At 71.0% G+C, this 26,424-nt stretch carries 25 protein-coding genes; 7 read left to right on the top strand and 18 right to left on the bottom strand.

The window, feature by feature from the left end; genetic code table 11:
• Positions 1 to 511: 511 nt before the first annotated feature.
• Entirely contained in the window at positions 512 to 1,318 is an 807-nt protein-coding gene (locus AC07AG_RS30965) for a hypothetical protein (RefSeq protein ID WP_478759441.1), read from the top strand.
• A 178-nt stretch (positions 1,319 to 1,496) separates the two neighbouring features.
• On the top strand, positions 1,497 to 1,796 hold the full coding sequence (locus AC07AG_RS30960) for a hypothetical protein (RefSeq protein ID WP_478759440.1): 300 nt from the start codon (positions 1,497 to 1,499) through the stop codon (positions 1,794 to 1,796).
• A gap of 101 nt (positions 1,797 to 1,897) precedes the next feature.
• Here AC07AG_RS30960 and der read toward each other — a convergent pair whose 3' ends face one another.
• The 6 genes from der to AC07AG_RS30930 all read right to left on the bottom strand — a co-directional run bounded on the left by der (position 1,898) and on the right by AC07AG_RS30930 (position 7,024).
• The gene (der, locus tag AC07AG_RS30955) at positions 1,898 to 3,370 is read right to left on the bottom strand and encodes a ribosome biogenesis GTPase Der (protein ID WP_478759439.1); all 1,473 of its coding nucleotides are present in this window, start codon (positions 3,368 to 3,370) and stop codon (positions 1,898 to 1,900) included.
• 70 nt (positions 3,371 to 3,440) lie between these two features.
• Complete coding sequence (locus AC07AG_RS30950; protein ID WP_478759438.1) at positions 3,441 to 4,127, bottom strand: lysophospholipid acyltransferase family protein; 687 nt, start codon at positions 4,125 to 4,127, stop codon at positions 3,441 to 3,443.
• A complete protein-coding gene (cmk, locus tag AC07AG_RS30945) occupies positions 4,085 to 4,786 on the bottom strand; it encodes a (d)CMP kinase (protein WP_249590806.1) in 702 nt (233 codons plus the stop codon). The genes AC07AG_RS30950 and cmk overlap by 43 nt, the downstream gene beginning before the upstream one ends.
• 195 nt (positions 4,787 to 4,981) lie before the next feature.
• A complete protein-coding gene (locus tag AC07AG_RS30940; RefSeq protein ID WP_478759437.1) occupies positions 4,982 to 6,067 on the bottom strand; it encodes a prephenate dehydrogenase in 1,086 nt (361 codons plus the stop codon).
• Positions 6,064 to 6,426 (bottom strand): chorismate mutase, encoded by a 363-nt coding sequence (gene aroH / locus AC07AG_RS30935; RefSeq protein WP_249590804.1) that lies wholly within the window; start codon positions 6,424 to 6,426, stop codon positions 6,064 to 6,066. The genes AC07AG_RS30940 and aroH overlap by 4 nt, the downstream gene beginning before the upstream one ends.
• 121 nt (positions 6,427 to 6,547) lie before the next feature.
• Positions 6,548 to 7,024, bottom strand: a complete 477-nt coding sequence (locus AC07AG_RS30930) for a YidB family protein (protein ID WP_478759436.1) — start codon at positions 7,022 to 7,024, stop codon at positions 6,548 to 6,550.
• Positions 7,025 to 7,212: 188 nt separating this feature from the next.
• On the opposite strand from AC07AG_RS30930, the gene AC07AG_RS30925 reads away from it, so the two are divergent.
• Genes AC07AG_RS30925 through AC07AG_RS30910 form a run of 4 tightly spaced genes read left to right on the top strand, consistent with a single transcriptional unit; the run spans position 7,213 to position 9,751 of the window.
• On the top strand, positions 7,213 to 7,890 hold the full coding sequence (locus AC07AG_RS30925; RefSeq protein ID WP_478759435.1) for a hypothetical protein: 678 nt from the start codon (positions 7,213 to 7,215) through the stop codon (positions 7,888 to 7,890).
• A gap of 28 nt (positions 7,891 to 7,918) precedes the next feature.
• The gene (locus tag AC07AG_RS30920) at positions 7,919 to 8,512 is read left to right on the top strand and encodes a DUF6529 family protein (protein WP_478759434.1); all 594 of its coding nucleotides are present in this window, start codon (positions 7,919 to 7,921) and stop codon (positions 8,510 to 8,512) included.
• The gene (locus AC07AG_RS30915) at positions 8,509 to 8,982 is read left to right on the top strand and encodes a Rieske (2Fe-2S) protein (protein WP_478759433.1); all 474 of its coding nucleotides are present in this window, start codon (positions 8,509 to 8,511) and stop codon (positions 8,980 to 8,982) included. The genes AC07AG_RS30920 and AC07AG_RS30915 overlap by 4 nt, the downstream gene beginning before the upstream one ends.
• A gap of 22 nt (positions 8,983 to 9,004) precedes the next feature.
• The gene (locus AC07AG_RS30910) at positions 9,005 to 9,751 is read left to right on the top strand and encodes a nucleotidyltransferase domain-containing protein (protein WP_478759432.1); all 747 of its coding nucleotides are present in this window, start codon (positions 9,005 to 9,007) and stop codon (positions 9,749 to 9,751) included.
• On the opposite strand, the gene AC07AG_RS30905 is transcribed toward AC07AG_RS30910, so the two are convergent.
• The 11 genes from AC07AG_RS30905 to AC07AG_RS30855 form a co-directional block, all read right to left on the bottom strand.
• Positions 9,748 to 10,761: an ADP-ribosylglycohydrolase family protein gene (locus AC07AG_RS30905; RefSeq protein ID WP_478759431.1), complete on the bottom strand. Its 1,014-nt coding sequence runs from the start codon at positions 10,759 to 10,761 to the stop codon at positions 9,748 to 9,750. The two genes, AC07AG_RS30910 and AC07AG_RS30905, sit on opposite strands and share 4 nt — an antisense overlap.
• Complete coding sequence (locus AC07AG_RS30900; RefSeq protein WP_478759430.1) at positions 10,758 to 11,486, bottom strand: NUDIX hydrolase; 729 nt, start codon at positions 11,484 to 11,486, stop codon at positions 10,758 to 10,760. Before AC07AG_RS30900 ends, AC07AG_RS30905 begins: the two co-directional genes overlap by 4 nt.
• 130 nt (positions 11,487 to 11,616) lie before the next feature.
• On the bottom strand, positions 11,617 to 12,840 hold the full coding sequence (locus tag AC07AG_RS30895; RefSeq protein ID WP_478759429.1) for a pseudouridine synthase: 1,224 nt from the start codon (positions 12,838 to 12,840) through the stop codon (positions 11,617 to 11,619).
• Positions 12,841 to 12,850: 10 nt separating this feature from the next.
• Entirely contained in the window at positions 12,851 to 13,507 is a 657-nt protein-coding gene (gene scpB / locus AC07AG_RS30890) for an SMC-Scp complex subunit ScpB (RefSeq protein WP_361052479.1), read from the bottom strand.
• Positions 13,504 to 14,526, bottom strand: coding sequence for a segregation and condensation protein A (locus tag AC07AG_RS30885; RefSeq protein ID WP_478759428.1), 1,023 nt, complete (start codon positions 14,524 to 14,526; stop codon positions 13,504 to 13,506). Before AC07AG_RS30885 ends, scpB begins: the two co-directional genes overlap by 4 nt.
• 17 nt (positions 14,527 to 14,543) lie before the next feature.
• Entirely contained in the window at positions 14,544 to 15,140 is a 597-nt protein-coding gene (locus AC07AG_RS30880) for a hypothetical protein (RefSeq protein ID WP_478759427.1), read from the bottom strand.
• Entirely contained in the window at positions 15,125 to 16,309 is a 1,185-nt protein-coding gene (locus AC07AG_RS30875) for a ParA family protein (RefSeq protein WP_249590793.1), read from the bottom strand. The genes AC07AG_RS30880 and AC07AG_RS30875 overlap by 16 nt, the downstream gene beginning before the upstream one ends.
• Positions 16,310 to 16,633: 324 nt before the next feature.
• Positions 16,634 to 17,749 carry an alanine dehydrogenase gene (ald, locus tag AC07AG_RS30870; RefSeq protein ID WP_478759929.1) on the bottom strand — a complete coding sequence of 372 codons (1,116 nt, stop codon included), beginning with the start codon at positions 17,747 to 17,749 and terminating at the stop codon, positions 16,634 to 16,636.
• Between the two features lie 144 nt (positions 17,750 to 17,893).
• Positions 17,894 to 19,993, bottom strand: a complete 2,100-nt coding sequence (locus AC07AG_RS30865; protein WP_478759426.1) for a tetratricopeptide repeat protein — start codon at positions 19,991 to 19,993, stop codon at positions 17,894 to 17,896.
• Positions 19,994 to 20,186: 193 nt separating this feature from the next.
• Complete coding sequence (locus tag AC07AG_RS30860; protein WP_249590792.1) at positions 20,187 to 20,813, bottom strand: NUDIX domain-containing protein; 627 nt, start codon at positions 20,811 to 20,813, stop codon at positions 20,187 to 20,189.
• 86 nt (positions 20,814 to 20,899) lie between these two features.
• Positions 20,900 to 22,549, bottom strand: coding sequence for a CTP synthase (locus AC07AG_RS30855; protein WP_478759928.1), 1,650 nt, complete (start codon positions 22,547 to 22,549; stop codon positions 20,900 to 20,902).
• 412 nt (positions 22,550 to 22,961) lie between these two features.
• On the opposite strand from AC07AG_RS30855, the gene AC07AG_RS30850 reads away from it, so the two are divergent.
• Positions 22,962 to 24,773, top strand: a complete 1,812-nt coding sequence (locus AC07AG_RS30850; protein ID WP_478759425.1) for a glycoside hydrolase family 15 protein — start codon at positions 22,962 to 22,964, stop codon at positions 24,771 to 24,773.
• Positions 24,774 to 24,782: 9 nt separating this feature from the next.
• Here AC07AG_RS30850 and AC07AG_RS30845 read toward each other — a convergent pair whose 3' ends face one another.
• A complete protein-coding gene (locus tag AC07AG_RS30845) occupies positions 24,783 to 26,306 on the bottom strand; it encodes an APC family permease (RefSeq protein WP_478759424.1) in 1,524 nt (507 codons plus the stop codon).
• Positions 26,307 to 26,424 lie beyond the last annotated feature (118 nt).

The raw sequence follows: 26,424 nt of genomic DNA, 5'->3' as shown, positions 1-26,424 counted from the left end.
AAGGACCCGGGATCCCCCAGGTGTCCCGGACCTCCTCGCGCATCTGACGCCGGAGGCCCACCCACCCCGTCCGCCGGAGTTCGGCACGTTCGTGCCGTGGTGCTCGAGCTGGCTGCTGGTGCGGCCGGCGGACGTACCCGAGCGGTGCTCGCTGCACACGGCGGTGGAATCTAGGCGCCCGCTCGCCCCGATATCAACCAACTCCTTGTCATTCCAGGCCAGTTGACTGTTACCCGGGGTATCAGCCAATTCAAGCCAGCCACTTAATTCCCTGATTTCAGTATTTGTCGACCTGTCGCCACGGCGATCTGTGACCCAGCTCACCGGCCCAACTTGCCTGTACGCAGAAGACGTTGGCGCGGAGTGACGGATTCCGTCGGGCAACTCACCCTCCGCTGCGGATGGTTCGATTCCGTTCGCCTTCGCGCGTGACTTGCGCCACTGATCGCCCGTTGTCTTCTTATGAGCCGGGCACCCCCGGTCCGCACGCAACGATTCCGAGGAGCCACCCGTGCCGCGCATGCTCGACGTCGGCGACGACGTCCGCGCCGAGATCGGCGACGAAGAAGCCGACCGGCTGCTCGCCGGAGAGAACGCCCCGGGCAGTTACGACTGCACCTCCTGCCGCACCCCCGGCGACACGGAGCAGGAACGCACCAGCACGGTCCTGTTCATCGGCGACGAGACCGCCGTACTCGCCTTCGCCCACGCCACCTGCCTGCCCTCCCAGATCGTCCAGGTCTCCGAGGAGCAACTGCAGGGCGCCGTCCGCTCGATCACCGGCGAGGACGGCACAGGTCTCGCCGGGGTCCCCGCCCCCGCTCCCGGCGAGGGAGTGCCCGACCAGGCGGTCCTCGGCGTGACCAGCGGTCTCGTCCTCATCGAGGGCGAGCTGCGGCCCGCGCTCGTCGTCGAGCCGACCGGCGCCATCGCGCGCCCCGGCTCCGCGCCCGGCGGCGGCGACGACTTCCTGCAGCTCCTGGTCGAGCAGGGCTTCCACCCGGTGCCCTCCCTTGACGGCGTACCCCCGGTGCTGCACGGCTGGTCCGTGCTGCTCGCCGCGGGCCAGCTGCACGCCGTGCTCCAGCCCGGCGCGGGCGGCGGCTCCCCCGTCGCCTGGTGGCAGGCCCACCACCCGCTCCAGGTCACCGAGGCCTGGCGGGCCGCGGCCAACAAGCTGCAGACGGTGCTTCTGTTCGCGGCGCCGGTCGGCTCCATCGGCCGCCAGCCCCGCGAGGACCTGCTGCGCGGCGCCCTGGACAAGGCCGCGGGGCACGGACGTCTGGTCGCGGCGGCGATGCCGCTCGCCGGCACCTGAGCCCCCGCGGGCCGCGCCGCCGCCACGCCCCGGGTCCCTTCTGCGCCGGTCACGCTCCCGGCGCCCCGTGAAAGCGGCGCGGCCCCCGCATCCGTACGCGGATGGGGTCGTTGGCACATACGTGCACACATACGACCCCTCCCGCCCCCGGCCGGCATACCAGTCCCCCATCCCCTCCATGCGCTCGGCGCAGGAAACGGGGGCCGACCACTCGGCCACGCCGATCTACGACGCGCTCTACTCGGAGTACCGCAGGTCGTTCAAGGCCCTTCCGGGAGACCGGACCGGCGAGGAGGATCTGGGCTTCACGTCGTTCGGCAGCGCGCCGTACGGCACACACCGTGTCGGCGACCGGCACGACCCGCGGCACAACACCTTCAGCCAGCTGCACGTCACCCGCTACGGCCACGAGCAGCACGGCACCGTGCACCAGCAGTTCCCCGCGGCGCTGCCGCCGGGGCCGCGCAGGGGGCTCTGAGGCGCCGCGGACGACGCAATGGGCCGGGCCCCGCCTTCGAGATGAAGGCGGGGCCCGGCCCATTGGTCCGTCCGTGCTTACTTCTTGGTTTGCTTCCTGGCCTACTTCTTGCGTCCGCGCTTCTCGCGCACCCGCACCGAGATGTGGATCGGCGTGCCCTCGAAGCCGAACTCCTCGCGGAGCCTGCGCTCCACGAAGCGGCGGTAGCCGTGCTCGATGAAGCCGGAGGAGAAGAGCACGAACCGCGGCGGCTTCGTGCCCGCCTGCGTGCCGAAGAGGATGCGGGGCTGCTTGCCGCCCCGGATCGGGTGCGGGTGGGAGGCCACGAGCTCGCCGAGGAAGGCGTTGAGCCGTCCCGTCGGGACACGCGTCTCCCAGCCCGCGAGGGCCGTCTCGATGGCCGGGACGAGCTTCTCCATGTGGCGGCCGGTCTCGGCCGACACGTTGACGCGCGGGGCCCACGCGACCTGGAGGAGCTCGGTCTCGATCTCCCGCTCCAGGTAGTAGCGGCGCTCCTCGTCGAGGACGTCCCACTTGTTGAACGCGACGACGATGGCACGGCCCGCCTCGACGGCCATGGTGACGATGCGCTGGTCCTGGACGCTGATCGACTCGCTGGCGTCGATCAGGATGACCGCGACCTCCGCCTTCTCGACGGCGGCCGCCGTGCGCAGCGACGCGTAGTAGTCCGCGCCCTGCTGGAGGTGGACGCGCTTGCGGATGCCCGCGGTGTCCACGAACTTCCAGACGACGCCGCCGAGCTCGATGAGCTCGTCGACCGGGTCACGCGTGGTGCCCGCGACCTCGTTGACGACCACGCGGTCTTCGTTCGCCACCTTGTTGAGCAGGGACGACTTGCCGACGTTCGGGCGGCCGATGAGCGCGATGCGGCGCGGACCGCCGACCGCGAGGCCGAAGGTCGTGGCGGGTCCCTCGGGCAGCGCGTCAAGGACGGCGTCCAGCATGTCGCCGGTGCCACGGCCGTGCAGCGCGGAGACGGGGTGCGGCTCGCCGAGGCCCAGGGCCCACAGGGCGGTGGCGTCGGCCTCGCCGGACTGGCCGTCGACCTTGTTGGCGCACAGGACGACGGGCTTGCCCGACTTGCGGAGCAGCCGGACGACGGCCTCGTCCGTGTCGGTGGCGCCGACCGTGGCGTCCACGACGAAGACGACCGCGTCGGCCGCCTCGATCGCGTACTCGGCCTGGGCGGCCACGGACGCGTCGATGCCGAGGACGTCCTGCTCCCAGCCGCCGGTGTCGACGAGCTTGAAGCGGCGGCCCGCCCACTCCGCCTCGTACGTCACGCGGTCGCGGGTCACGCCGGGGCGGTCCTCGACGACGGCTTCGCGGCGGCCGATGATGCGGTTGACGAGGGTCGACTTGCCGACGTTCGGGCGTCCGATGACGGCGAGCACGGGCAGCGGGCCGTGGCCTGCCTCCCCGATCGCGCCTTCGACGTCCTCGGCGTCGAAGCCCTCTTCCGCGGCGAGCTCCATGAACTCCGCGTACTCGGCATCGCCAAGCGCCCCGTGCTCGTGTTCAGCCGAGCCTTCGGGCTGGATCTGGTCGTTCATGAAGTCCGTACCTCTGTCGTATTCGTGATCGGTGGACCGCCTCGCGACGGGCCACTACTGAAAGTCTCGCTCAGCGCCCGGTCAGGCGCCTGGCGTCCTCCAGGTGTGCGGTGAGCCGCTCCTGGATGCGCACGGTCGCCTCGTCCAGCGCCTTGCGCGTACGCCGTCCGCTGCCGTCGCCCGCTTCGAAAGGGTCGCCGAAGACGACGTCGACCCTGCTGCGCAGTGGGGGCAGCCCCTTTATCAACCGTCCGCGCTTCTCCGTGCTTCCCAGCACCGCGACCGGCACGATCGGCGCTCCGCTGCGTACGGCGAAGTAGGCGAGGCCGGCCCGCAGCGAGGCGAAGTCTCCCTCGCCCCGGGTGCCCTCGGGGAAGATCCCGAGAACGCCGCCGTCGTCGAGCACGCCGAGGGCCCGGGTGATCGCCGTGCGGTCGGCGATCTCACGGTCCACCTTCACCTGCCCGATGCCGTGCAGGAAGCGGTCCAGGGGCCCGATGAACGCTTCCTTCTTGATGAGGAAGTGGGTCGGCCTGGGCGCCGTGCCCATCACCATCGGGCCGTCGACGTTGTGGGAGTGGTTCACGGCCAGGATCACCGGGCCGGTCGCGGGGACCTTCCAGGCGCCGAGGACGCGGGGCTTCCACAGGCCGTACATGAGGCCGACGCCGATGCGGCGGCCGACCTCCGCACCCCGTTCCGACGGCGCCGCGGTCACTTCGCTGCCCGCTTCTCCTCGACGAGGGTGACGACGCACTCGATGACCTGCTGCAGCGTGAGCTCGGTGGTGTCCACCTCGACGGCGTCGTCGGCCTTGGCCAGCGGCGACGTCTTGCGGCTCGAGTCGGCGGTGTCGCGCTTGATGAGCGCCTCACGCGTGGCGGCGACGTCGGCGCCCTTGAGCTCACCGCTGCGGCGGGCGGCGCGGGCCTCGGGCGAGGCCGTCAGGAAGATCTTGAGGTCGGCGTCGGGCAGGACGGTCGTACCGATGTCACGCCCCTCGACGACGATGCCCTTCTCGGCGGAGGCGGCGATGGTGCGCTGCAGCTCCGTGATGCGGGCGCGCACCTCGGGGACGGCGCTGACGGCGCTGACCTTCGAGGTGACGTCGGTGGTGCGGATCGGCCCCGCGACGTCCGTGCCGTCGACCGTGATGGTCGGGGCGAGCGGGTCGGTGCCGGAGATGATCTCGGGCTTGCCCGCGACCGCGGCGATGGCGGTCGGGTCCGTCAGCTCGATGCCGTTGTGCACCATCCACCACGTGATCGCGCGGTACTGGGCACCGGTGTCCAGGTAGCTGAGGCCCAGCTGGGCGGCGACGGCCTTCGAGGTGCTCGACTTGCCCGTGCCGGAGGGCCCGTCGATGGCGACGATCACTGCTGCGGGCGCCGGGCCGGCGGTTTCCACGGTTTCCACGGGGTGCGAGCACCTTTCTGTGTGCACAGGGCTGGAGCAGGGCGGCATTCTTGCCCTGCCTAAGGTTACTGGCTTCTGCAGCTGCCTCTTACTGCCCCGGGGGCTACCCCTGTCCCACCGCTTCGCGGTGGATCTTCTCCCGCCCACCCACCCGTTTGCCCAGCATCCGATTGTGCCGCAGCCGTTTGCGCCCGCCTACTGGCGGATCGACCAGCCCCGCTCCCGCAGGCCCGCCGTCAGGGACGGGACCGCCTTCGGTTCCACCAGGAGCTGCACGAGGCCCGCCTGCTGGCCCGTCGCGTGCTCGATGCGTACGTCCTCGATGTTCACCCCGGCCCGGCCCGCGTCGGCGAAGATCTTCGCCAGCTGGCCCGGCTGGTCGTCGATGAGCACCGCCACGATCTCGTACGCCGTCGGCGCCGCCCCGTGCTTGCCGGGCACCCGGACCTGGCCCGCGTTGCCGCGCCGCAGTACGCCCTCGACCCCCGCGGCGCCCTCGCGCCGCTTCGCGTCGTCCGCCGACTGCAGGGCCCGCAGCGCCGTCACCGTCTCGTCGAGATCGGTGGCGACGGCGGAGAGCAGATCGGCGACGGGGCCGGGGTTGGCGGAGAGGATGTCGATCCACATCCGGGGGTCGGAGGCGGCGATGCGCGTGACGTCACGGATGCCCTGGCCGCACAGGCGGACCGCCGTCTCCTCGGCGTTCTCCAGGCGCGCGGCGACCATGCTGGAGACCAGGTGCGGCATGTGCGAGACGAGCGCGACCGCGCGGTCGTGCGCGTCGGCGTCCATGACGACCGGCACGGCACGGCAGAGGGCGACGAGCTCCAGGGCGAGGTTGAGGACCTCGGTGTCGGTGTCGCGGGTCGGCGTGAGCACCCACGGCCGTCCCTCGAAGAGGTCGGCGGTGGCGGCGAGGGGGCCGCTGCGCTCGCGCCCCGACATGGGGTGCGTGCCGATGTACGGGGTGAGGTCGATGCCGAGGGCCTCCAGCTCCCGGCGCGGGCCGCCCTTGACGCTCGCCACGTCGAGGTAGCCGCGGGCCACGTCGCGCCGCATGACGTCGGCCAGGGTCGCCGCGACGTGCGCGGGCGGCACGGCGACGACACACAGGTCGACGCGCCCCTCGGGCGCTTCGTCGGTGCCGGCGCCGAGCGCGGCCGCCGTGCGGGCCTGCCCGGGGTCGTGGTCGGCGAGGTGCACGGCCACACCGCGCGAGGCCAGGGCCAGGGCGGCGGAGGTGCCGATCAGGCCGGTGCCGATGACGAGGGCGGTTCTCACTGGGCGATGTCCTTGCGCAGGGTGGCCGCGGCGCCGAGGTAGACGTGCGTGATCTCGGCGCGGGGCTTCTCGGACTCTATGTGCGCGAGGACGCGGACGACCCTCGGCATGGCTCCCTCGATCTGCAGCTCCTGCGCGCAGATCAGCGGGACGTCCACGATGCCGAGCCTGCGGGCCGCCGCCGCGGGGAAGTCGCTGTGCAGATCGGGCGTCGCGGTGAACCAGATGCTGATCAGGTTCTCCTGCGTCAGCGCGTTCCGCTCGAGGATGGCGGTGAGCAGCTCGCCGACCTGCTCGTCCATGTGGTCGGCGGCGTCCCGCTCCAGTTGGACGGCGCCCCGGACCGCTCGTACCGCCACAGTGCTGCTCCTCGCTCGCGTACGTATGACTGATGTACCGACAAGGGTAGTCAGGGCCCCGGGGACGAGTGCGCGGCGCCCGCCTGCCGAGACGGACGCCGCGTGCCCCACCGGGGTGAGGTCAGAGCTTCTGCTCCTTGATGATGTCCTCCAGCGAGCCCGTGGGGACCTGGCCCTCCGGAGTCAGCTTGTCGACTGCCTGGGGCAGCTGCTGCGCGATCTGGTCGGCGGCCTCGTCGCGGCTGACGCCCGCGTCGGTGGCGACCTTGTCCAGGGTCTCGTCGGGGACGGCCTGCTTGACCTGGTCCGGGCTCAGCGGCTGGTTGTCGCCCTTGCCGACCCAGGAGTCCAGCTGCTCCTGGCTGACCAGACCCGACTTCGTGATCATGTCCATCAGGCCGCCCAGCGGATTGCCCCCGCCGGAGCCGCCCTGGCCGCCCGCGGCACCGCCCGCGCCGCCGCCGAGGAGGCCGCCGAGCAGCGAGCCGAGGACGTTGCCGCCTCCGGAGCCACCGGCCGAGCCGCCTTGACCGCCCTGACCGCCCTGACCGCCGCCGAGGAGACCGCCGAGAAGGCTTCCCAGATCGTTACCCGCCATGGTCGCGCCTTTCGAGTGAGTGGCCGGGCCGGCGCCTCGATCGGGCGCGGACCTCAGACCATGCCAATGTCACCCGAATCGCCCCCTGTCGCCACTTGGCCCGATTGATGGCCGTTCAACTATGGACGCCGGGACACGGGTCCGCTTGCATGGAGGGTCTGGCAAGGCCACGCCTCGGGGGAGGCCGCATGAAGCGCTCCGGACCGCTCTACACGCTTCTCGGGGGACTGCTGCTCGCCCTGTTCATGCTGTCGCTCAACGCGACGACAGGGGAGGGAAATTCGTCGTACGGACAGGACTCGCCCGGCGCCGCCGCGTCGCCGGCGCCCTCGTCCGCGAAGCCCACCAAGAGCACGCCCGCACCCGCCGGGAGCCCGTCCAAGAGCCCGCCGAAGAAGCCGGCCGGTAAGTCCGAGTACGCGGGCCGCACGGCTGACGACGCCGCCGCGGTCTCCCTCTCGATCCGTGACGACAAGGCCATCGCGTACTACTGCAACGGCCGTGACGCCGAGTCCTGGCTGAAGGGCGACGTCGAGGACGACGGTTCCATGCGCCTCACCGGCAAGGACGGCGCGAAGCTGGAGGGCACCCTCGCCGACAACGCGGTCCGCGGCACGGTCGAGATCGACGACCAGCCACGGGACTTCACCGCCGCCAGGGCGAAGAAGCCGTCGGGCCTGTACCGCGCGACGACCGAGGTGCGCGGCGCCGAGATCGACGGCGGCTGGATCGTCCTGCCCGACGGGCGGCAGGTCGGGATCCTCAAGGAGGACGGCAAGCCGCGAAAGGCCCCGCGCCTCGACCCGGAGACCGGCACCGTCCCGTTCGACGGCGGCGAACTCACCGCCCGTCCCGTCGTGCCCTGACCCGCTCCGCCCCGAACAGGGAGCCGCCATGAGCGTCGATCCGAACGCCGCGACACAGGGCGGCTTCGGCCCGCCCCCCTCGGTGGGCGACCACCGTCGCCCGCACCCCGCCCGCTACCTCGTCCCCGCCCTGGTCGCCGCGGCGGTCGCCGTCGGCCTCGGCGTGTACGGCAAGACGCACGACCCCGAGGGCACGGCCTTCAACCTCGCCGGTTTCAGCAGCACGAGCGCGGTCAAGGCCTGGCTCGGCACGACGGCGTTCGCCTTCGCGCTGGTCCAGGTCGTCTCGGCGTTCATGGTGTACGGGCGCCTGCCCGGACCGTCCTGGTCGTCGGCGCTGCACCGCTGGTCGGGCCGGGTCGCGTTCCTGGTGGCGGTCCCCGTGGCGGTCCACTGCCTCTACGCGCTGGGCTACCAGACGTACTCGAGCCGGGTGATGTGGCACTCGCTGCTCGGCTGCTTCTTCTTCGGCGCGTTCAGCGCCAAGATGCTGCTGCTGCGCTCGGAGAAGCTGCCCGGCTGGCTGCTTCCCGTGATCGGCGGCCTGGTGTTCGTCGTCCTCACGGTGGTCTGGTGGACGTCGGCGCTGTGGTTCTTCCGTACGTTCGGGGTGACGACATGAGCGGCGCGCGGCCCTCGCGGCGCACCGTCATCGCCGCGGGCGGCGCGGTCGCGCTGACCGCCGGGTGCAGCAAGTACGGGGACGAGGGCGCGGAACCGGAGCCGCCCAAGTCGCAGCCGTCGTCCGCGTCGCCCTCGGCGTCGAAGTCGGGCGGCAAGGACCAGGATCAACCACCGCCCAAGGCCGAGGAGTTGGCCAAGACCTCCGACATCCCGGTCGGTGGCGGGAAGGTCATCAAGGACAAGAAGATCGTCGTGACCCAGCCCGAGGAGGGCGACTTCAAGGCGTTCTCGGCGGTCTGCACGCACTCGGGCTGCACGGTCAGCGAGGTCGCGGACGGCACGATCAACTGCGCCTGCCACGGCAGCAAGTACCGCGTGACGGACGCCTCGGTCGCGGGCGGTCCCGCCCCGCGCGCGCTCCCCCCGCAGAACATCACGGTCACCGGAAATTCGATCACCCTCGGCTAGCCCCTGGCCGTACGCTCCCGGCATGCACCAGCCCAAGGACGCCACGGACCCCAAGGACGCCAAGGACGCCAAGAACCTGGCCCCGGACCTGGCTCTCGTCCGCGACCACACCGTCTACGCCTGCGTGATGGGCTCGCGCGCCTTCGGCCTGGCCACGGACGGCAGCGACACCGACCGCAGGGGCGTCTTCCTGGCCCCGACCCCGCTCTTCTGGCGCTTCGAGAAGCCGCCCACGCACGTGGAAGGACCGGCGGACGAGCAGTTCAGCTGGGAGCTGGAGCGCTTCTGCGAGCTGGCCCTGCGCGCCAATCCGAACATCCTGGAGTGCCTGCACTCGCCCCTGGTGGAACACATGACGGACACCGGCCGTGAACTCCTCGCCCTGCGCGGGGCGTTCCTCTCCCGCCGCGCCCACACCACCTTCGTCGGCTACGCGCTGGGCCAGCACAAGAAGCTCGAAGCGGACGTACGTCTGCACGGCGCGCCCCGCTGGAAGCACGCGATGCACCTCCTGCGCCTCCTGACGAGCTGCCGCGATCTGCTGCGCACCGGCGAGCTGACCCTGGACGTCGGCGACCGGCGCGAGCCGCTGCTCGCGGTCAAGCGCGGCGAGGTCTCCTGGCCGGAGGTCGAGTCCTGGATGAACCGCCTCGCGGACGAGGCTGACGCGGCGGCCGCGCGCACCTCCCTGCCTCCCGAGCCGGACCGCCGCCGGGTCGAGGACTTCCTGTTCCGCGCACGCCGGGCGTCGGCGGTGGCGGTGGCCTAGGCGCCCGCGCCCCCGTCCCAGAGCGCGCCGAGCTCAAGCAGCTCCTCCCGGTACTCGATCCGCTCGGCCCACTCGGCGGGCCAGGCGTCCGCGCCCAGGTGGGCGCCCGCGAACGCGCCTGCCAGGCAGGCGATCGAGTCGGAGTCGCCCGAGGTGCAGGCGGCCCTGCGCAGGGCGGTGAGGGGCTCGTCCACGAACTGCAGGAAGCACAGCAGCCCCGTGGCGAGCGCCTCTTCGGCGATCCAGCCCTCGCCCGTGGCCAGGCAGGGGTCGGTCTCCGGGTTGGTGTGCCTCAGCGCGGCCTCCAGGCGTTCGAGGACGGCCAGGCACTCGTCCCAGCCGCGCGCGATGAACGCCTCCGGCGTCGGATCGCCCCCGCGCGTCCACAGCTCGCCGAGCCAGTTCGCGCGGTACGTCTCGCGGCTGTCGTACGCATAGGAGCGCAGCAGCCCGACGAGCCCCGTCGGCTCGGCGCCCTGGGCGAGGAGGCGCACGGCGTGCGCGGTGAGGTCCGAGGCGGCGAGCGCCGTCGGGTGGCCGTGGGTGAGCGCGGACTGGAGCTGGGCGGCGCCCGCCCGCTGCTCGTCGCTCAGGCCGGGGGCGAGCCCGATGGGCGCGACACGCATGTTGGCGCCGCAGCCCTTGGAGTGCACCTGGCTCGCCTCCTCCCAGGGCTTGCCGGTCTTGAGGAGGTAGCAGGCCTGCAGGCAGGTGTTGCCTGGCGCGCGGTTGTTCTCCGGCGACTGGTACCACTCCACGAACTCCTCGCGCACCGGCCGCTCCATCCGCTTGGGCCCGAGCGGCCCACGGTCCATGGCGGTGCGCAGGCCACGGCCGAGCGCGAGCGTCATCTGCGTGTCGTCCGTGACGATCGCGGGCCGGGGTAGCTCCATGTCCCGCCAGGGCCCGCACTTGGCGAGGATCGACGGTACGTCGTTGAACTCGGTCGGGAAGCCGAGCGCGTCCCCGAGGGCGAGGCCTATGAGGGATCCGGTGGCGGCACGCTTCATGAGGGCTGTCCTTCCGAGGAGGTGGCCGTGGGGCGGAGCAGGGGCGGGTGCAGGGAGGTGGCCGGGCCTGCGCGGTACAGGGCCGCCGGTTTGCCGCGGCCGCCCGTGAGACGTGCGGCCCCGGGGATCGCCTCGACGAAGCCGGAGGTGCCGAGCGCCTTGCGCCGGAAGTTGGCCGGGTCGAGCTCGGCGCCCCACACGGTCTCGTAGACCTGCCGCAGCTCGCCGAGCGTGAACTCGGGCGGGCAGAAGGCCGTGGCGAGGCCGGTGTACTCGAACTTGGCGCAGACGCGGTCGTGGGCGTCGGCGAGGATCCGGTCATGGTCGAAGGCGAGCGGGCCCTGCGTTCCGTACGCGAGCCACTCCGCGCGTGCGGCGTCGCTGCCCGCGCGCACGGCGGGCGGATCGGGGACGAGCGCCGCGAAGGCGACGGAGACGACGCGCATCCGCGGATCGCGGCCGGGCTCGCTGTAGGTGCGCAGCTGCTCCAGGTGGAGCCCGCCGCTGTCCGCGAGGCCGGTCTCCTCGGCGAGCTCCCGTCCCGCCGCCGTCTCGGCCGACTCATCGGGCAGCACGAATCCGCCGGGCAGCGCCCAGTGGCCCGCGTACGGCTCCTGGCCGCGTTCGACGAGCAGCACGTGCAGGCGGCCCGCGCGCACGGTGAAGACGGCGAGGTCGACGGTCACGGCGAACGGCTCGAAGGCGTACTTGTCGTAGCCCTGCATGACCCCCCTCCCTTTATGGTCACTGCGACTATAAATGGAGAGTGCCGCGCCCCGCAACACACAAAAAGGCGGCCGGCCCCCGCATGTGCAGGGACCGGCCGCCTTCGGTGACCTCAGTGGCGCCTACGGCCTAGAGGTCGACTTCCTGCATCAGCATGCCGACCTCGGTGTTCGACATCCGGCGCAGCCAGCCCGACTTCTGGTCGCCCAGCGCGATCGGCCCGAAGGACGTCCGCACCAGCTTGTCGACCGGGAAACCGGCCTCCGCGAGCATGCGGCGCACGATGTGCTTGCGGCCCTCGTGCAGCGTCACCTCGACCAGGTAGTTCTTGCCGGTCTGCTCGACGACGCGGAAGTGGTCCGCGCGGGCGTACCCGTCCTCGAGCTGGATGCCGTCCTTGAGCTGCTTGCCCAGGTCGCGCGGGATCGGGCCCACGATGTGCGCGAGGTAGACCTTCTTCACGCCGTACTTCGGGTGCGTGAGGCGGTGGGCCAGCTCACCGTGGTTGGTGAGCAGGATGACGCCCTCGGTCTCCGTGTCCAGACGGCCCACGTGGAAAAGACGCGTCTCGCGGTTGGTCACGTAGTCGCCCAGGCACTGGCGGCCCTCGGTGTCCTCCATGGTGGAGACGACGCCCGCGGGCTTGTTCAGCGCGAAGAACTGGTACGACTGGGTGGCGACCGTCAGGCCGTCGACCTTGATCTCGTCCCGCTCCGGCTGGACCCGCAGGCCCTGCTCCATCACGATCTCGCCGTTGACCTCGACACGGGCCTGCTCGACGAGCTCCTCGCAGGCACGGCGCGAGCCGTAGCCCGCACGGGCGAGGACCTTCTGCAGCCGCTCGCCCTCCTGCTCGGCGCCCGGGAAGGTCTTGGGCGGGCTGACCTTCGGCTTGCCCGCGTACCGCTCGCGGTTGCGCTCTTCCTGCCGCGCGTCGTACTCACGGGACGTCGAGGGAGCTCCCGCGCCGCGCCGCGTGCCCCTGTCCGAGCCCTGAGGGGCCCTGGGGCCACCCTTGGCGCCACCGCGCGCGGCCGCGCCGCGGCCCTTGCGGGAGGCGTCGCCGCCCACGTCGTAGCGGCGCTCCTCGGGACGGGGCCTGCTCTCACGCTTCGGCGCGGCCTGGTCGTCGCGCGCGCCACCGGCGCCGCGACCCTGCCGGTCCGGGCTGTTGCCGGAGCCCCGGTAGTCACGGCCGCCACCGCTCGGGCGCCCCCCACCGCTCGGGCGGCCGCCGCCACTCCCGCGGCCTCCGCCGCTCGGGCGCCCACCGCTGCTGCCACGGCTGCCGCTGTTGCCACCACGGCTCCCGCCGTTGTTTCCGCTGCTGTTCCTGCCGTTGCTGCTTCGCATCAAATTTCCGTTAGTCGACTGTGCGCTCGGTGTACTCGTCACCCGGCGCATCGGGTGCGTCCGGGTCGAACGACGGAACGCCTTCCAGCGTCTCGGCCTCGATCGCCTCCGCCTCGGGGAGGAAGGGCGCGAGCTCCGGGAGCTCGTCCAGGCCACGCAGGCCCATCCGCTCCAGAAAGTAGTTCGTCGTCCTATACAGGATCGCACCTGTTTCGGGTTCCGCGCCCGCCTCCTCCACCAGACCCCTCTGGAGGAGCGTCCGCATCACGCCGTCACAGTTCACCCCGCGCACCGCGGAGACCCGTGAACGGCTGACCGGCTGGCGGTACGCGACGACCGCGAGGGTCTCCAGGGCCGCCTGGGTGAGCCGTGCCTGCTGCCCGTCGAGCACGAAGCGCTCGACGGCCGCGGAGTACTCGGGCCGCGTGTAGAACCGCCAGCCGCCGGCCACGAGCCGCAGCTCGAAGCCCCGGCGCTGCACGGTGTACTCGTCGGCGAGCTCCCGCAGCGCGTCGGCGACCTGACGCCGGGGCCGGTCGAGGATCTTGGCGAGGTGCTCCTCCGTGGCCGGTTCGTCGACGACCATGAGGACGGCCTCCAGGGCGGGCCGCAGCTCCAGATCGGCGACGGCACCGGCCAGATCTCCCGCGGGACTCTCCACACTCATGTGACCGTCTCCTCACTCGTCTCACCCGGCGGATCGGGTGCGCGGTCGAACTCGTCGGTCACCGTCGGCTCCGCGTCGCCGTCACCGCCGGTCCACCGCACCATCAGCTCACCCAGCGCGGTCTCCTGGTCCAGCTCAACGGCCTTCTCGCGGTACAGCTCCAGGAGGGCCAGGAAGCGGGCGACGACCGTGAGCGTGTCCCCCGCGTCCTCGACGAGCACCTGGAAGCTGACCTCGCCCCGCTCACGGAGCCGGGCCACGACCAGACCGGCCTGCTCCTGCACGGAGACCAGCGGGGCATGGATGTGATCGACGTACACCTGGGGCTTCGCGCGGGGCTGCATCGCCTTCACGGCCAGCGCGGCGAACCCCGCGGCGCCGATGCTGATGACGACTTCGGGCAGCAGCTCGGCGTGGTGGGCCTCAAGGCCCACGGTCCGCGGATAGCGCCGGGCCTCGTCGTCGAGCCGCCCGCTGAAGATGTCGGCGATCTGCTTGTACGCGCGGTACTGCAGAAGCCGCGCGAAGAGCAGGTCCCGCGCTTCGAGCAGCGCGAGATCCGCCTCGTCCTCGACCTCCGCGGAGGGCAGCAGCCGGGCCGCCTTGAGGTCGAGCAGGGTGGCGGCGACCACGAGGAACTCGGTGGTCTGGTCCAGGTCCCAGTCGGGCCCCATGGCCCGGATGTGCGCCATGAACTCGTCGGTCACCGTGGACAGCGCGACCTCGGTGACGTCCATCTTGTGCTTCGAGATGAGCTGAAGCAGCAGATCGAAGGGACCCTCGAAGTTGGCGAGCCGGACCTTGAACCTGCCGTCGTCGGGCTCGGCGGGCGACTCCGGTTCCGGGGCCGTCTCCGGTCCCGGCTCCGAGGCCGTCTCCGGTTCCGGTTCCGAGGCCGTCTCCGGTTCCGGTTCGGGGACCGGCTCCGGTTCCGGTTCGGGCTCCGCGGGAGCCGCCCCAGGACCGCGCCCCAGGGCGCGGCGGCGGGCAGGCAGTGCGGAATCGTCGTTCAGGGGCATCGGCGGGAACGCTACCGCTACCGCCCGCGCAACCGTCGTACGAGAATGCTCGCGTCCCCGCGGGACTCGAGATCCGCGAGAACGACGGCGACCGCCTCGCGGACGATCCGCCCGCGGTCGACCGCGAGCCCGTGCTCACCCCGCAGGACGAGACGCGCGTGCTCGAGGTCCATCAGCTCCTCGGCGGACACATACACCGTGATCTTCTCGTCGTGCCGCTCACGCCCGCTGGGCCGCCGGTTGGCAGCCCGTGCGCGCCGCCGCGCCTGCGCCGTCGATGAGGAGTTCGCGGACCGCCCGCCGCCCTGTGCGGCGGCGCCTTCCTGGCCCTGACCGGGACGGCGCCCGTCCTTCTCGGCGTCGGCGCCGGCCGAGCGGCTGCGGGATTCTCCCGACTCCGCGTCGGCCGCACCGTGTTCGGCAGCGTCACCGCCGTCTCCCGCGGCGCCGCCGCCGTGCGCGTCACCGGCAGCGGTCTCGTCGCTCTCGCCCGCTGGTGCGGGAACCCGTGCCTCGCCGTTCGCCTGGCGTCGCGGGGACGACGACTGCAGCGCCATCCCCCCGGTCGTACGGAACAGTTCGTCGGCCCCCGGCAGACTCACTCGGCGTGACACCGGGCGAGCACCTCCCTGGCGAGCTGGCGATAAGCGGCCGCGCCGACCGAGTTCGATGCGTACGTCGTGATCGGCTCACCGGCGACCGTGGTCTCCGGGAAGCGGACCGTGCGTCCGATCACTGTGTGGTACACGTGATCGTCGAAGGCCTCGACCACCCGCGCGAGCACCTCACGGCTGTGCACCGTGCGGGAGTCGTACATGGTGGCCAGGATGCCGTCGAGCTCCAGGTCGGGGTTGAGCCGCTCCTGGACCTTCTCGATGGTCTCCGTCAGCAGGGCCACACCGCGCAGCGCGAAGAACTCGCACTCGAGCGGCACGATCACCTTGTGAGCCGCCGTCAGGGCGTTCACGGTGAGCAGACCGAGCGAGGGCTGACAGTCGATCACGATGTAGTCGTAGTCCTGCATCAGCGGCTTCAACGCCCGCTGCAGCGTGGACTCGCGCGCGACCTCGCTCACCAACTGCACTTCGGCGGCCGACAGGTCGATGTTGCTCGGCAGCAGGTCCATGTTCGGGACCGCCGTCTTCAGCAGCACCTCGTCCGCCGACATGCCCCGCTCCATGAGCAGGTTGTAGACCGTCAGGTCCAGCTCCATCGGGTTCACCCCGAGGCCCACCGAGAGCGCGCCCTGCGGGTCGAAGTCGACCAGCAGGACCCGGCGTCCGTACTCCGCGAGCGCGGCACCCAGGTTGATGGTCGACGTCGTCTTGCCCACGCCGCCCTTCTGGTTGCACATCGCGATGATCTTCGCGGGACCGTGATCGGTCAGCGGACCCGGAATCGGGAAGTACGGCAGCGGGCGTCCCGTGGGACCGATGCGCTCACGGCGCTGACGGGCCGCGTCCGGGGCCAGCGTGGCCGCGTACTCGGGATCGGGCTCGTACTCGGCGTCAGGGTCGTAGAAGTGCCCCTGGGGCAGTTCCTCGTAGTCGGCGAGTTGGGTGTGGGTGGTGTTCTCGCCACTCCGGTCGCCGGCCATGGCGTTCACGTGATGGCCATCCATGCTCTGGGGTGCAGACGATGTCGGTTGCGTCGGCTGCGGTTTCTGGCGGGCTTCGAAGGTGCGGACAGCGACGGAGCCGACAGCCTCGAGCCCCACGGGTCCTTGGCCCCGCTCAGAGGTTCCTGGTTGACCACCCCCGGGAGCAAATGTCGACTCATTCACAAGTCGTCTTACCTCCTTGGTGACCAGGAAATTTCTCGATAGGTCAGCGTGGCACCATGCCGACGGTTGGCGACTCTATGGCGTGTCACCGGTCCGCAGCAACACAATCCGCCGGACCCGGCCCGATGTGTCGGCAATCGAACGCCCCCATGTCAAGGGCGCACGGGGTGCCATTGGCACATTTCCGGGGTGGTCGAATCGGTTAAAGGGTTACGTTCAAGGCGAGTTGACCATGTCCACGGACATACGCATACGGCCGGACCCCTCTCAAGGTCCGGCCGTGGGCGTGAGATTGACGACTTTCGTTGACGAAAGCGGTCAGGTTCAGCCGAGGAGCGTCTCCAGCTCGACGTGCTCGAGGCCGTGCGACTCCGCGACCTCCTTGTAAACCACCTTGCCGTCATGGGTGTTGAGGCCCAGGGCGAGCGCCTTGTCGCGGCGCAGCGCCTCGACCCAGCCGCGGTTCGCCAGCTCGACGATGTACGGCATCGTCGCGTTGGTCAGCGCGTACGTCGACGTGTTGGGCACCGCGCCGGGCATGTTGGCGACGCAGTAGAACACCGAGTTGTGAATCGGGAAGGTCGGCTCGGCGTGCGTGGTCGGGTGCGAGTCCTCGAAGCAGCCGCCCTGGTCGATCGCGATGTCGACAAGGACACTTCCCGGCTTCATCCGCGACACGAGCTCGTTGGTGACGAGCTTCGGAGCCTTGGCTCCGGGGATGAGGACGGCGCCGATGACGAGGTCGGCGTCGAGGCAGGCCTTCTCGAGCTCGAAGGCGTTGGAGACGACGGTCTGGATCTTCGTGCCGAAGATCTTGTCCGCCTCCTTGAGCTTGTTGATGTCCTTGTCGAGCAGGGTCACGTGGAAGCCCATGCCGATGGCGATCTGCGCGGCGTTCCAGCCGGAGACACCGCCGCCGATGACGACGGCCTTGCCGGCCGCGACACCGGGGACGCCGCCGGGCAGGACACCGCGACCGCCCTGGGCGGCCATCAGGTGGTAGGCGCCGACCTGCGGGGCCAGGCGGCCCGCGACCTCGGACATCGGGGCGAGCAGCGGGAGCGCGCGGTTCGCGGTCTCGACCGTCTCGTACGCGATGGCGGTGGTGCCGGACTCCAGGAGCGCGTCCGTGCACTCCTTGGAGGCGGCCAGGTGCAGGTAGGTGAAGAGGGTCTGGTCCTTGCGGAGGCGGTGGTACTCCTCGGCGACCGGCTCCTTGACCTTCAGGAGGAGGTCGGCGGTGGCCCAGACCTCGTCGGCGGTGTCCAGGATGACGGCACCGGCGGAGACGTACTCCGCGTCCGTGATCGAGGAGCCGACACCGGCGTTCCGCTCGATGACGACCTGGTGGCCATGGCGCACCAGCTCGTGCACACCGGCGGGGGTGATGGCCACCCGGAACTCGTTGTTCTTGACCTCGCGGGGGATGCCGACCTTCACGTCGATCACGGTCCTCTTGGCTCAGGGGTTTTTCGGGCAATGCACTACATACCGATACACAAGAGGGCGCATCGGAGACACCACGGAAGTACGCGGCGGAGCCAGTCTAATGAAGGACTTCTCGCTGTCTAGCCTTTCAATGCATCAATCTTCTGCGGAAGCGCTACGGATTTCGTAGGCGGAAGCCCCCGCTCCATCCTTCGAATCCTTCGATGCGGGCCCTGTGACCTCCTCGAGCTCCATTCCCAGCATGCGCTCGGCCGCACCGCGGTGCAGCCGGGCGGCCGCCGGGTCGCCGAGCCGATCCAGGGTGTCGGCCAGCCTGAGCTGCAGCGCCGCCTGGAGACGCACGTCACCGGCCTGCCGCGCCCACTCGACTGCCTCCTGGCAGGTGCGGAGGGACTCCTCGGGCCTGCCCGCGTACTCCTGCACCCGTGCCAGCTCGCTCAACGCCCGCGCCTGGCCCGCCACATCGCCGGTCTTGCGGTGTCCGGTGACGGCCGAGCTCCAGTTGCGCAGCGCCTCGCCGTAGCGGCCCGCGTAGGTGTGCGCCGTCGCGATCCGGCCGTAGAGGCGGGCGGCGTCGGTGCGCTCGTCGCGAGCGAGCCGCTGGGCCAGGGCGCGCCCGAACCAGTCCGAGGCCCGCGACCAGTCCCCCAGCTCCTGGTAGGCGCCGCCTACGGATTCCATCGCGCGGCCGGTCGCGTACGGATCATTTGCCTGCCGTCCGGCGTCCAGAGCCAGCCGATAACGCACCAGCGCCTCCTGCGTACGCCCCGTCCTGGCATCCAGGTCCGCGAGGTTCAGGAGGGCCGCCGCCTTCTCGCGGGACAGGTTCCGGCGCTCGGCGACATCGAGGACGAGGCGGTGGATGCCGTACAGCTCGGGAGCCGCGTCCTCCGTGCCCCGGTGGGCGACCAGGGCCCGCGTCAGGGCCGCCATCAGGCGACGCGCGAGGGTGTCGAGCTCCCCGTCGGCGACCGCGAGGCGGGCGGCGGCGAGCAGCGCCGGCTGGCGGATGCGCAGCCACTCGGAGGCGGCGGCGGGGCTGGGGAAGCGCAGGGCACGCGGCATCCCGGCGAGCTTCTTGCGGGCCGCGGAGCCGTCCGGCTCCGTGATCGCCCGGCAGGAGTGGAGCAGGCGCACGGTCCGCTCCAGCATCCTGGCGCGCGCCAGCTGGACCTCCGCGGGCCGGTCCTGGCGCTCGCTGCAGGCGCGGAGCAGCGGCACGAGGCAGCCCGGCAGCTCGTACTGCGGCAGCGGGGAATCCACGGCCCTGACCAGGCCGAGCTTCACGAAGTCGTCCAGGGTCGTGCGGGCGGCGGAGACCGAGCAGCCCGCGAGCGCGGACGCGGTGTGCGGGTCGACGTGGCCGGCGGGGGCGAGGGAGAGCAGGCGCAGTATCCGCGCGGCCGCCCCCGGCAGCGAGGCGTACGAATGGTGGAAGACGCGCGCGAGCGCGGAGGCCTCCTCCGGGCGGTCGTGCACCTGCTTGGCCAGGTCGGCGACGGCCGCCTTGGGCCGCACGGAGAGCCAGCCCCCGGCCAGGACGAGCGCGGCGGGATGCGCGGCGCACGCCTCGACCAGGCTCTCCGCGGAGCGCGGGTCGACGGTGATGCGCACCGGGCCCGCCGCGCGGGAGAGCAGTTCGACGGCGGCGGCGGAGTCCAGGCCGCCCAGCGTGCACGGACGCACGTCCGGGATCCCGGTGAGCGGGCCCTCCGAGACGGCCACGGCAAGGCATTCGGGCGCGTCCGGGAGCAGCGGGTCGACCTGCTCGGCGTCCGCGGCACCGTCCAGGAGGAGCAGGGCCCTGCGTCCGGAGAGTGCCTCACGGAGCACTTCGGCGAGCTCGTCCTCGTCGGCTCCCGGGGGCGCCGGGACGCCGAGGGCGTCCAGGAGCTCGCGGGCGGTGCGCTCCGTCGGCACGCGCGTGCCGTCGGGTTCGGTGAGGTGGGTGCGGAGCACCCCGTCGGGATAGTCGTCGGCGAGCTGCCGCGCGAGTTCCTCGGCGAGCGCCGTGCGGCCCGAGCCGGGGCGGCCCGCGATGAGGAGCACGCGTGCGCGTGGCGCCTTGCGGCCCGAGATGGTGTCGAGCCCGGCGCGGTCGATGTCGGCGCGGAGCTCTTTCAACTCCCGGTGCCTGCCGACGAATTGACCGCCGCCGGAAGTCGGGGCCGAAGCGGGCCTCGGCACCGCGCCGCCCGCTGCCGATCCGTCCGTGTCGACCGCCTGATCCGTCACGGGCCATGCTCCGTCCGCCTGCGCGCGAACCCGAACGGGACTCCGGTCGGGACGCTTCCAGAGCCTAGTTCAGGCCCTGCCGCCTCCCCCGACGAGCGGCGCGCACAAGTCCCCCGATCGGATCAGTAGATCGTCACACCGGAGACCTCGGATGGCCCCCTGAGTGCTTCCCCAGGGGGCTCCACGGGCTTCCTCAGGCCTCGAAGGGGCGCGCGGGCCAGGGCGCGTCGGCCGGGCGCAGCGCGTCGACGCCGTCGCCGCTCAGCACGGCGGTCAGCGAAAGGGCGCCCACGACGAGGCAGTTGTTGTGCAGCTCGCCGGCGAGGACACCGCGTACGAGCTCTTCGAGCGGTACGCGCGCCAGCTCCATGTCGGCCTCCTCCTCGGAGACTTCGAAGCGCTCGCCGTCCGCCTCGGAGAGATCGCGGGCGAGGAAGATGCGCACGGCCTCGTCGCAGCCGCCCGGCGTGGTGTAGACGTCGGTCAGGACGCGCCAGTCCTCGGCCTTGACGTGCGCCTCTTCGTAGAGCTCGCGCTGGGCGGCGTGCAAGGGGTTCTCGCCCGGGATGTCGAGCAGCCCGGCCGGGATCTCCCAGAGCTTGTGGTGGACGGGGTGGCGGTACTGACGCAGCACCAGGACGCGGCCGGCGTCGTCCAGGGCGAGCACCGCGACCGAGCCGGGGTGCACCTGGTAGTCGCGGCGGACGACGGTTCCGTCGGGCATGACCACATCGTCGGTGCGCACGGAGGTCTTGTTCCCCACGAAGGGTGTCTCCGTCGCCGTGACCTGCCACTCCTCGGCGGTGTCCTTGATCGTCATGTCGCCCTGTCCTCCCACACGTGCAAACAGAAACCGGGGCACGCGCCTCATAAGGCTCGTACCCCGGCAACCGTATCGCTCTTGTGTTACTTACCCGTCTGGCGCTCCACCGCGGCCTTCACCAGGCCCGCGAAGAGCGGGTGCGGACGCGTCGGGCGCGAGCGCAGCTCCGGGTGCGCCTGGGTGGCGACCAGGTAGGGGTGGACCTCACGGGGGTACTCGACGTACTCGACGAGCTTGCCGTCCGGGGACGTGCCGGAGAAGAGGATGCCGGCCTTCTTCTCGAGCTCGGCGCGGTAGGAGTTGTTCACCTCGTAGCGGTGACGGTGACGCTCCTCGACGTACTCCTTGCCGTCGTACACCTCACGGGCGATGGAGCCCTCGGCGAGCTTCGCGGGGTACATGCCCAGGCGCATCGTGCCGCCCATGTCGCCCTCGCCCGCGACGATGTCCAGCTGCTCCGCCATGGTCGAGATGACCGGGTGGGCGGTCGCGGAGTCGAACTCCGTGGAGTTGGCGTCGGGGATGTCCGCGAGGTTGCGGGCGGCCTCGATCACGATGCACTGCAGGCCGAGGCAGAGGCCGAGCAGCGGGATCTTGTTCTCGCGGGCGAAGGTGATGGCGCCGACCTTGCCGGTCACGCCGCGGTCGCCGAAACCGCCGGGGATGCAGATCGCGTCGACGTCGCCGAGCGTCTTGGCGGCGCCCGCCGGGGTCTTGCAGTCGTCGGAGGTGACCCACTTGACCTTGACGCGGGCGCGGTTGGCGAAGCCGCCTGCGCGCAGCGCCTCGGTCACCGAGAGGTAGGCGTCGGGCAGGTCGATGTACTTGCCGACCAGCGCGATGGTGACCTCGTGGTTCGGGTTGTGCACCCGGTCCAGGAGGTCCTCCCACTGGGTCCAGTTCACGTCGCGGAACGGCAGGTCCAGCTTGCGCACCACGTAGGCGTCGAGGCCCTCGGTGTGCAGGACCTTCGGGATGTCGTAGATCGACTTGGCGTCGACACAGGCGACGACCGCGTCCTCGTCCACGTCGCACATCAGCGAGATCTTGCGCTTGATGGCGGTCGGCACGTCGCGGTCGGCGCGCAGCACGATGGCGTCGGGCTGGATACCGATGTTGCGCAGGGCCGCGACCGAGTGCTGGGTCGGCTTGGTCTTCAGCTCACCGGACGGGCCGATGTAGGGAAGGAGCGAGATGTGCACGACGAAGACGTTGTCGCGGCCGACCTCGTGGCGGACCTGGCGGACGGTCTCCAGGAAGGGCAGGGACTCGATGTCGCCGACCGTGCCGCCGACCTCCGTGATGACCACGTCGACGTCGTCGGTGGCCATGCGGCGGATGCGGTGCTTGATCTCGTTCGTGATGTGCGGGATGACCTGGACGGTGTCGCCGAGGTACTCGCCGCGCCGCTCCTTGGCGATGACCTGCGAGTAGACCTGGCCGGTGGTGACGTTGGCCGTGCCGTCGAGGTCGACGTCGAGGAAACGCTCGTAGTGGCCGATGTCCAGGTCGGTCTCGGCGCCGTCGTTCGTGACGAACACCTCGCCGTGCTGGAAGGGGTTCATCGTGCCGGGGTCGACGTTCAGGTACGGGTCGAGCTTCTGCATGGTGACGCGCAGGCCGCGCGCCTTGAGGAGCGCACCCAGGCTTGAGGCAGTCAGACCCTTGCCGAGGGAAGAGGCGACACCCCCGGTGACGAAGATGTGCTTGGTCGTCGTGGACTTGGGCTGCATGGCCAAGAGGGGGCTCCCGTGGTCGCGGTCTGGAGGGTGCGTACCGGCGTCGTCCTCAGGGGTTCTTGAGGAGGTGCCGTCGCTGCGGTTCGGGGGTTCAATGACCACCGGCTCACGGGCTACCAGGGTATCAGCGACGGGACGAGGCTGCTTCCGGCCACGCTCGGACACCTACGTCACACCTTCCTCACCAGGCGCTCACCCGTTCGGCGCAGCCTGGTTGCCGGGAGCGGCGCGCAGATCAGCGAGGTGCGTCGTATCCTGCTCGGACACTCGCTGCCGAGCCGGTCCGACTAACGGCAATCACCCCCGTCCGTTCCCCGGAACAAGAGGCTCGTGCAGTTCGTTTTACAGCGAACCCTTGACCGTAGAGCGAGCGCCCCGAGAGGGCGACGTGGCCGTTTGACTGGAGATGCACGTGGCCGGGCGCATCGAGGATTACGCACTCATCGGAGACATGCAGACCGCTGCCCTGGTCTGCCGGGACGGCACAGTCGACTGGCTGTGCCTGCCCCGCTTCGACTCTCACGCCATCTTCGCCGGATTGCTCGGCACGGAGGAGCACGGATTCTGGCGCCTTGGGCCCGCTCACAGCCCCGACGCGCCGCCGCCGACCGCCGCGCGGCGCACGTACCGCGGCGACTCGCTGATCCTGGAATCCGAGTGGGACACCCCGCGCGGCACGGTCCGCGTGACCGATTTCATGCCGCCGCGCGACACGGACGCCCCGCAGCTGGTGCGGATCGTCGAGGGCGTCAGCGGCCGGGTGCCGATGCGCTCCGCCCTGCGGATGCGTTTCAGCTACGGCCGCGTGGTGCCCTGGGTGCACAAGGTCGACGGGCGCACGGTGGCCGTCGCGGGGCCCGACTCGGTGTGGCTGGACACGTCGGCGGAGACCTTCGGCAAGGACCTCACGACGTACTCGGACTTCACGGTCGCGCCCGGTGACCGGATCGCGTTCACCATCTCGTGGCAGCCCTCGCACAAGGAGCCGCCCGCGCCGGCCGAGCCGGAGAACGCCCTCGTGGCCACGCAGGACTTCTGGCGGGAGTGGGTCGAGCACTGCACGTACCACGGCCCGTACCGCGAGGCCGTGGTCCGCTCGCTGATCACGCTGAAGGCCCTGACGTACGCCCCGACGGGCGGCATCGTCGCGGCGCCCACGACGTCCCTGCCCGAGGACATCGGCGGCTCCCGCAACTGGGACTACCGCTACACCTGGCTGCGCGACGCCGCCATCACGCTCTCCTCGCTCCTGCGCACCGGATACCGCGAGGAGGCCCGCGCCTGGCGCGAGTGGCTCCTGCGGGCGGTGGCGGGCGACCCCGAGAACCTGCAGATCATGTACGGCATCGCGGGCGAGCGCGAGCTCGGCGAGGCCGAGCTGGACTGGCTGCCGGGGTACGAGGGCTCGACCCCGGTCCGGGCGGGCAACGGAGCCGCGCACCAGCTCCAGCTCGACGTGTACGGCGAGGTCACCGAGGCCCTGCACCTGGCCCACATGACGGGCCTGGCCCGCAGTGACTACGCCTCGCTGCTCCAGCTCAAGCTGATCCGGTACCTGGAGACGAACTGGGACCAGCCGGACGAGGGCATCTGGGAGGTGCGCGGCCCGCGCCGCCACTTCGTGCACTCCAAGGTGATGTGCTGGGTGGCCGTCGACCGCACGATCAAGCTCATCGAGTCCGGCGACGCGGACGGCCCCCTGGAGAAGTGGCGCGAGCTGCGCGACGACATCCACCGGGACGTCTGCGAGAAGGGCTACGACAAGGAGCGGAACACGTTCACGCAGTCGTACGGCTCCAAGGAGCTGGACGCCTCGCTGCTGCTCATCCCGCAGATGGGCTTCCTGCCGCCCGACGACAAGCGCGTCATCGGGACGATCGAGGCGATCCAGCGGGAGCTCTCGACGCCGGACGGGTTCATCCTGCGCTACCCCACCACGGGCGACGACGCGGGCGTGGACGGCCTCGAAGGTGACGAAGGTGCCTTCCTGGCCTGTTCGTTCTGGATGGCGGACGACCTGGCGATGATCGGCCGCGTCGACGAGGCCCGCAAGCTCTTCGAGAAGCTGCTCGCGCTCCGCAACGACCTGGGGCTGCTCGCCGAGGAGTGGGATCCGCGGCTGCAGCGCCAGGTCGGCAACTTCCCGCAGGCGTTCAGCCACGTGCCGCTGATCGACACGGCACTGCGGCTGACGGCCAGCGGGGCGTACGGCGGTTAGCGAGGCCCTTCAGGTCCGGACGGCGACGGGTTCTCCGTCGCCGTCCGTGCGTTCGGCCGCGTCCTCCAGGACGATCCGGCCGATGATCTCGTAGCGGGCGGGGTGCCTCGCCCGCAGATACAGACCGAGGCCGAGGCCCCCGAAGAAGACGAGGCCGACGACCCACGGGATGGCCTTGAAGAAGAGGGAGTCCGCCGCCGTGCCCGCGGCCGTGTCCATGTTGATCACGAGCAGGACGACGACGGCGATCATGCCGATGCCGCCGAGCAGCGGGGCGACCAGGGTCGTGAACCAGTGCCGGTCCTCGGGGTGGTTCTTGCGGAAGTAGCCGATGACGGCGAACGAGCAGAGGGTCTGGACGATGAGGATCGCCATCGTGCCGAGGATCGCGAGCAGCGTGTACAGGTGGATGTACGGGTCCTGACCGGTGAGCCAGAAGGCGGCGACCAGCGCGACGGCGATCGCGGACTGGACGTAGGAGGCGATGTACGGGGAGCCGTGCCGGGGGTGCGTACGGCCCAGGCCCCGGTGCAGGAATCCCTCGCGCCCGATCGCGTACAGATAACGCGAGGCGCACTGGTGGAAGGCCATGCCGCAGGCGAACGAGCCGGTGATCAGGAGCCATTGGAAGGTGTCGACCGCCCAGGCGCCGATGAAGGTGTGGGCCGGGTCGAAGAACAGGTCGAGCGGGGCGGCGGACTGCGAGACCTTGACCGAACCGGCCAGGCCGTTGCCCGCGATGGTCATCCAGGAGACGTAGATGTAGAACAGGCCGACGCCGACGACCGAGACGAGGGTCGCGCGCGGGATGACCTTCTTGGGGTTGCGGGACTCCTCGCCGTACATGGCGGTGGACTCGAAGCCGACCCAGGACCAGAAGGCGAAGAAGAGGCCGAGGCCTGCCGATGTGCCGGTGAAGGCGTTCTTGGGGTTGACCGGCTCGACGGGGATGCCGTCGGGGCCGCCGCCGTGGATCAGTACGGCGGTGGCGACGGCGAAGAGGACCGCGATCTCGGCGATCAGCATCACGCCGAGCGCCTTCGCGGTGAGGTTGATGTCGAAGTACGACAGGACGACGGTGACGGCGAGCATCGCGGCCGCGTAGAGGATCCACGGCAGGTCGGCGCCGAGCTGATCGTGGACGGTGGTCTTGGCGAAGTACGCGAATACACCGACGATCGACGCCTCGAAGACGACGTAGGCGAGGACGGCGAGCATCCCGGACGCCATGCCCGCGATACGGCCGAGGCCGTGCGAGATGTAGCCGTAGAAGGCGCCTGCGGCGGTGATCCGCTTGGCCATGGCGACGTATCCGACCGAGAAGACGGTCAGGACGAGCGTGGCGAAGAGATAGCCCGCGGGGGCTCCCGTGCCGTTGCCCGCGCCGACGGCGATGGGGAGGTTGCCGGTCATGGCCGTGATGGGCGCCGCGGTGGCGACCGCCATGAAGACGACGCCGACGAGGCCGACGGAGTTCGCCTTGAGGCGGTGGACCTCGGGTGGAGTGGATTGCTCGGAGGTGTGCTCTGGCATGGCGGGCACCCTTCCGTGGAGTGACGTACGCCACAACAGACAGGAGGTCGCGCAATTGACGTCCCGGGGCGACGAGTTGTCGGGGTTTGAGCGGACCAGATCGTTCCCGTGACCGGTC

The organism is Streptomyces sp. NPDC044044 (assembly GCF_056434405.1).
The sequence above is the reverse complement of the archived record's forward strand: the minus strand, read 5'-3'. Positions and strand labels throughout refer to the sequence as shown.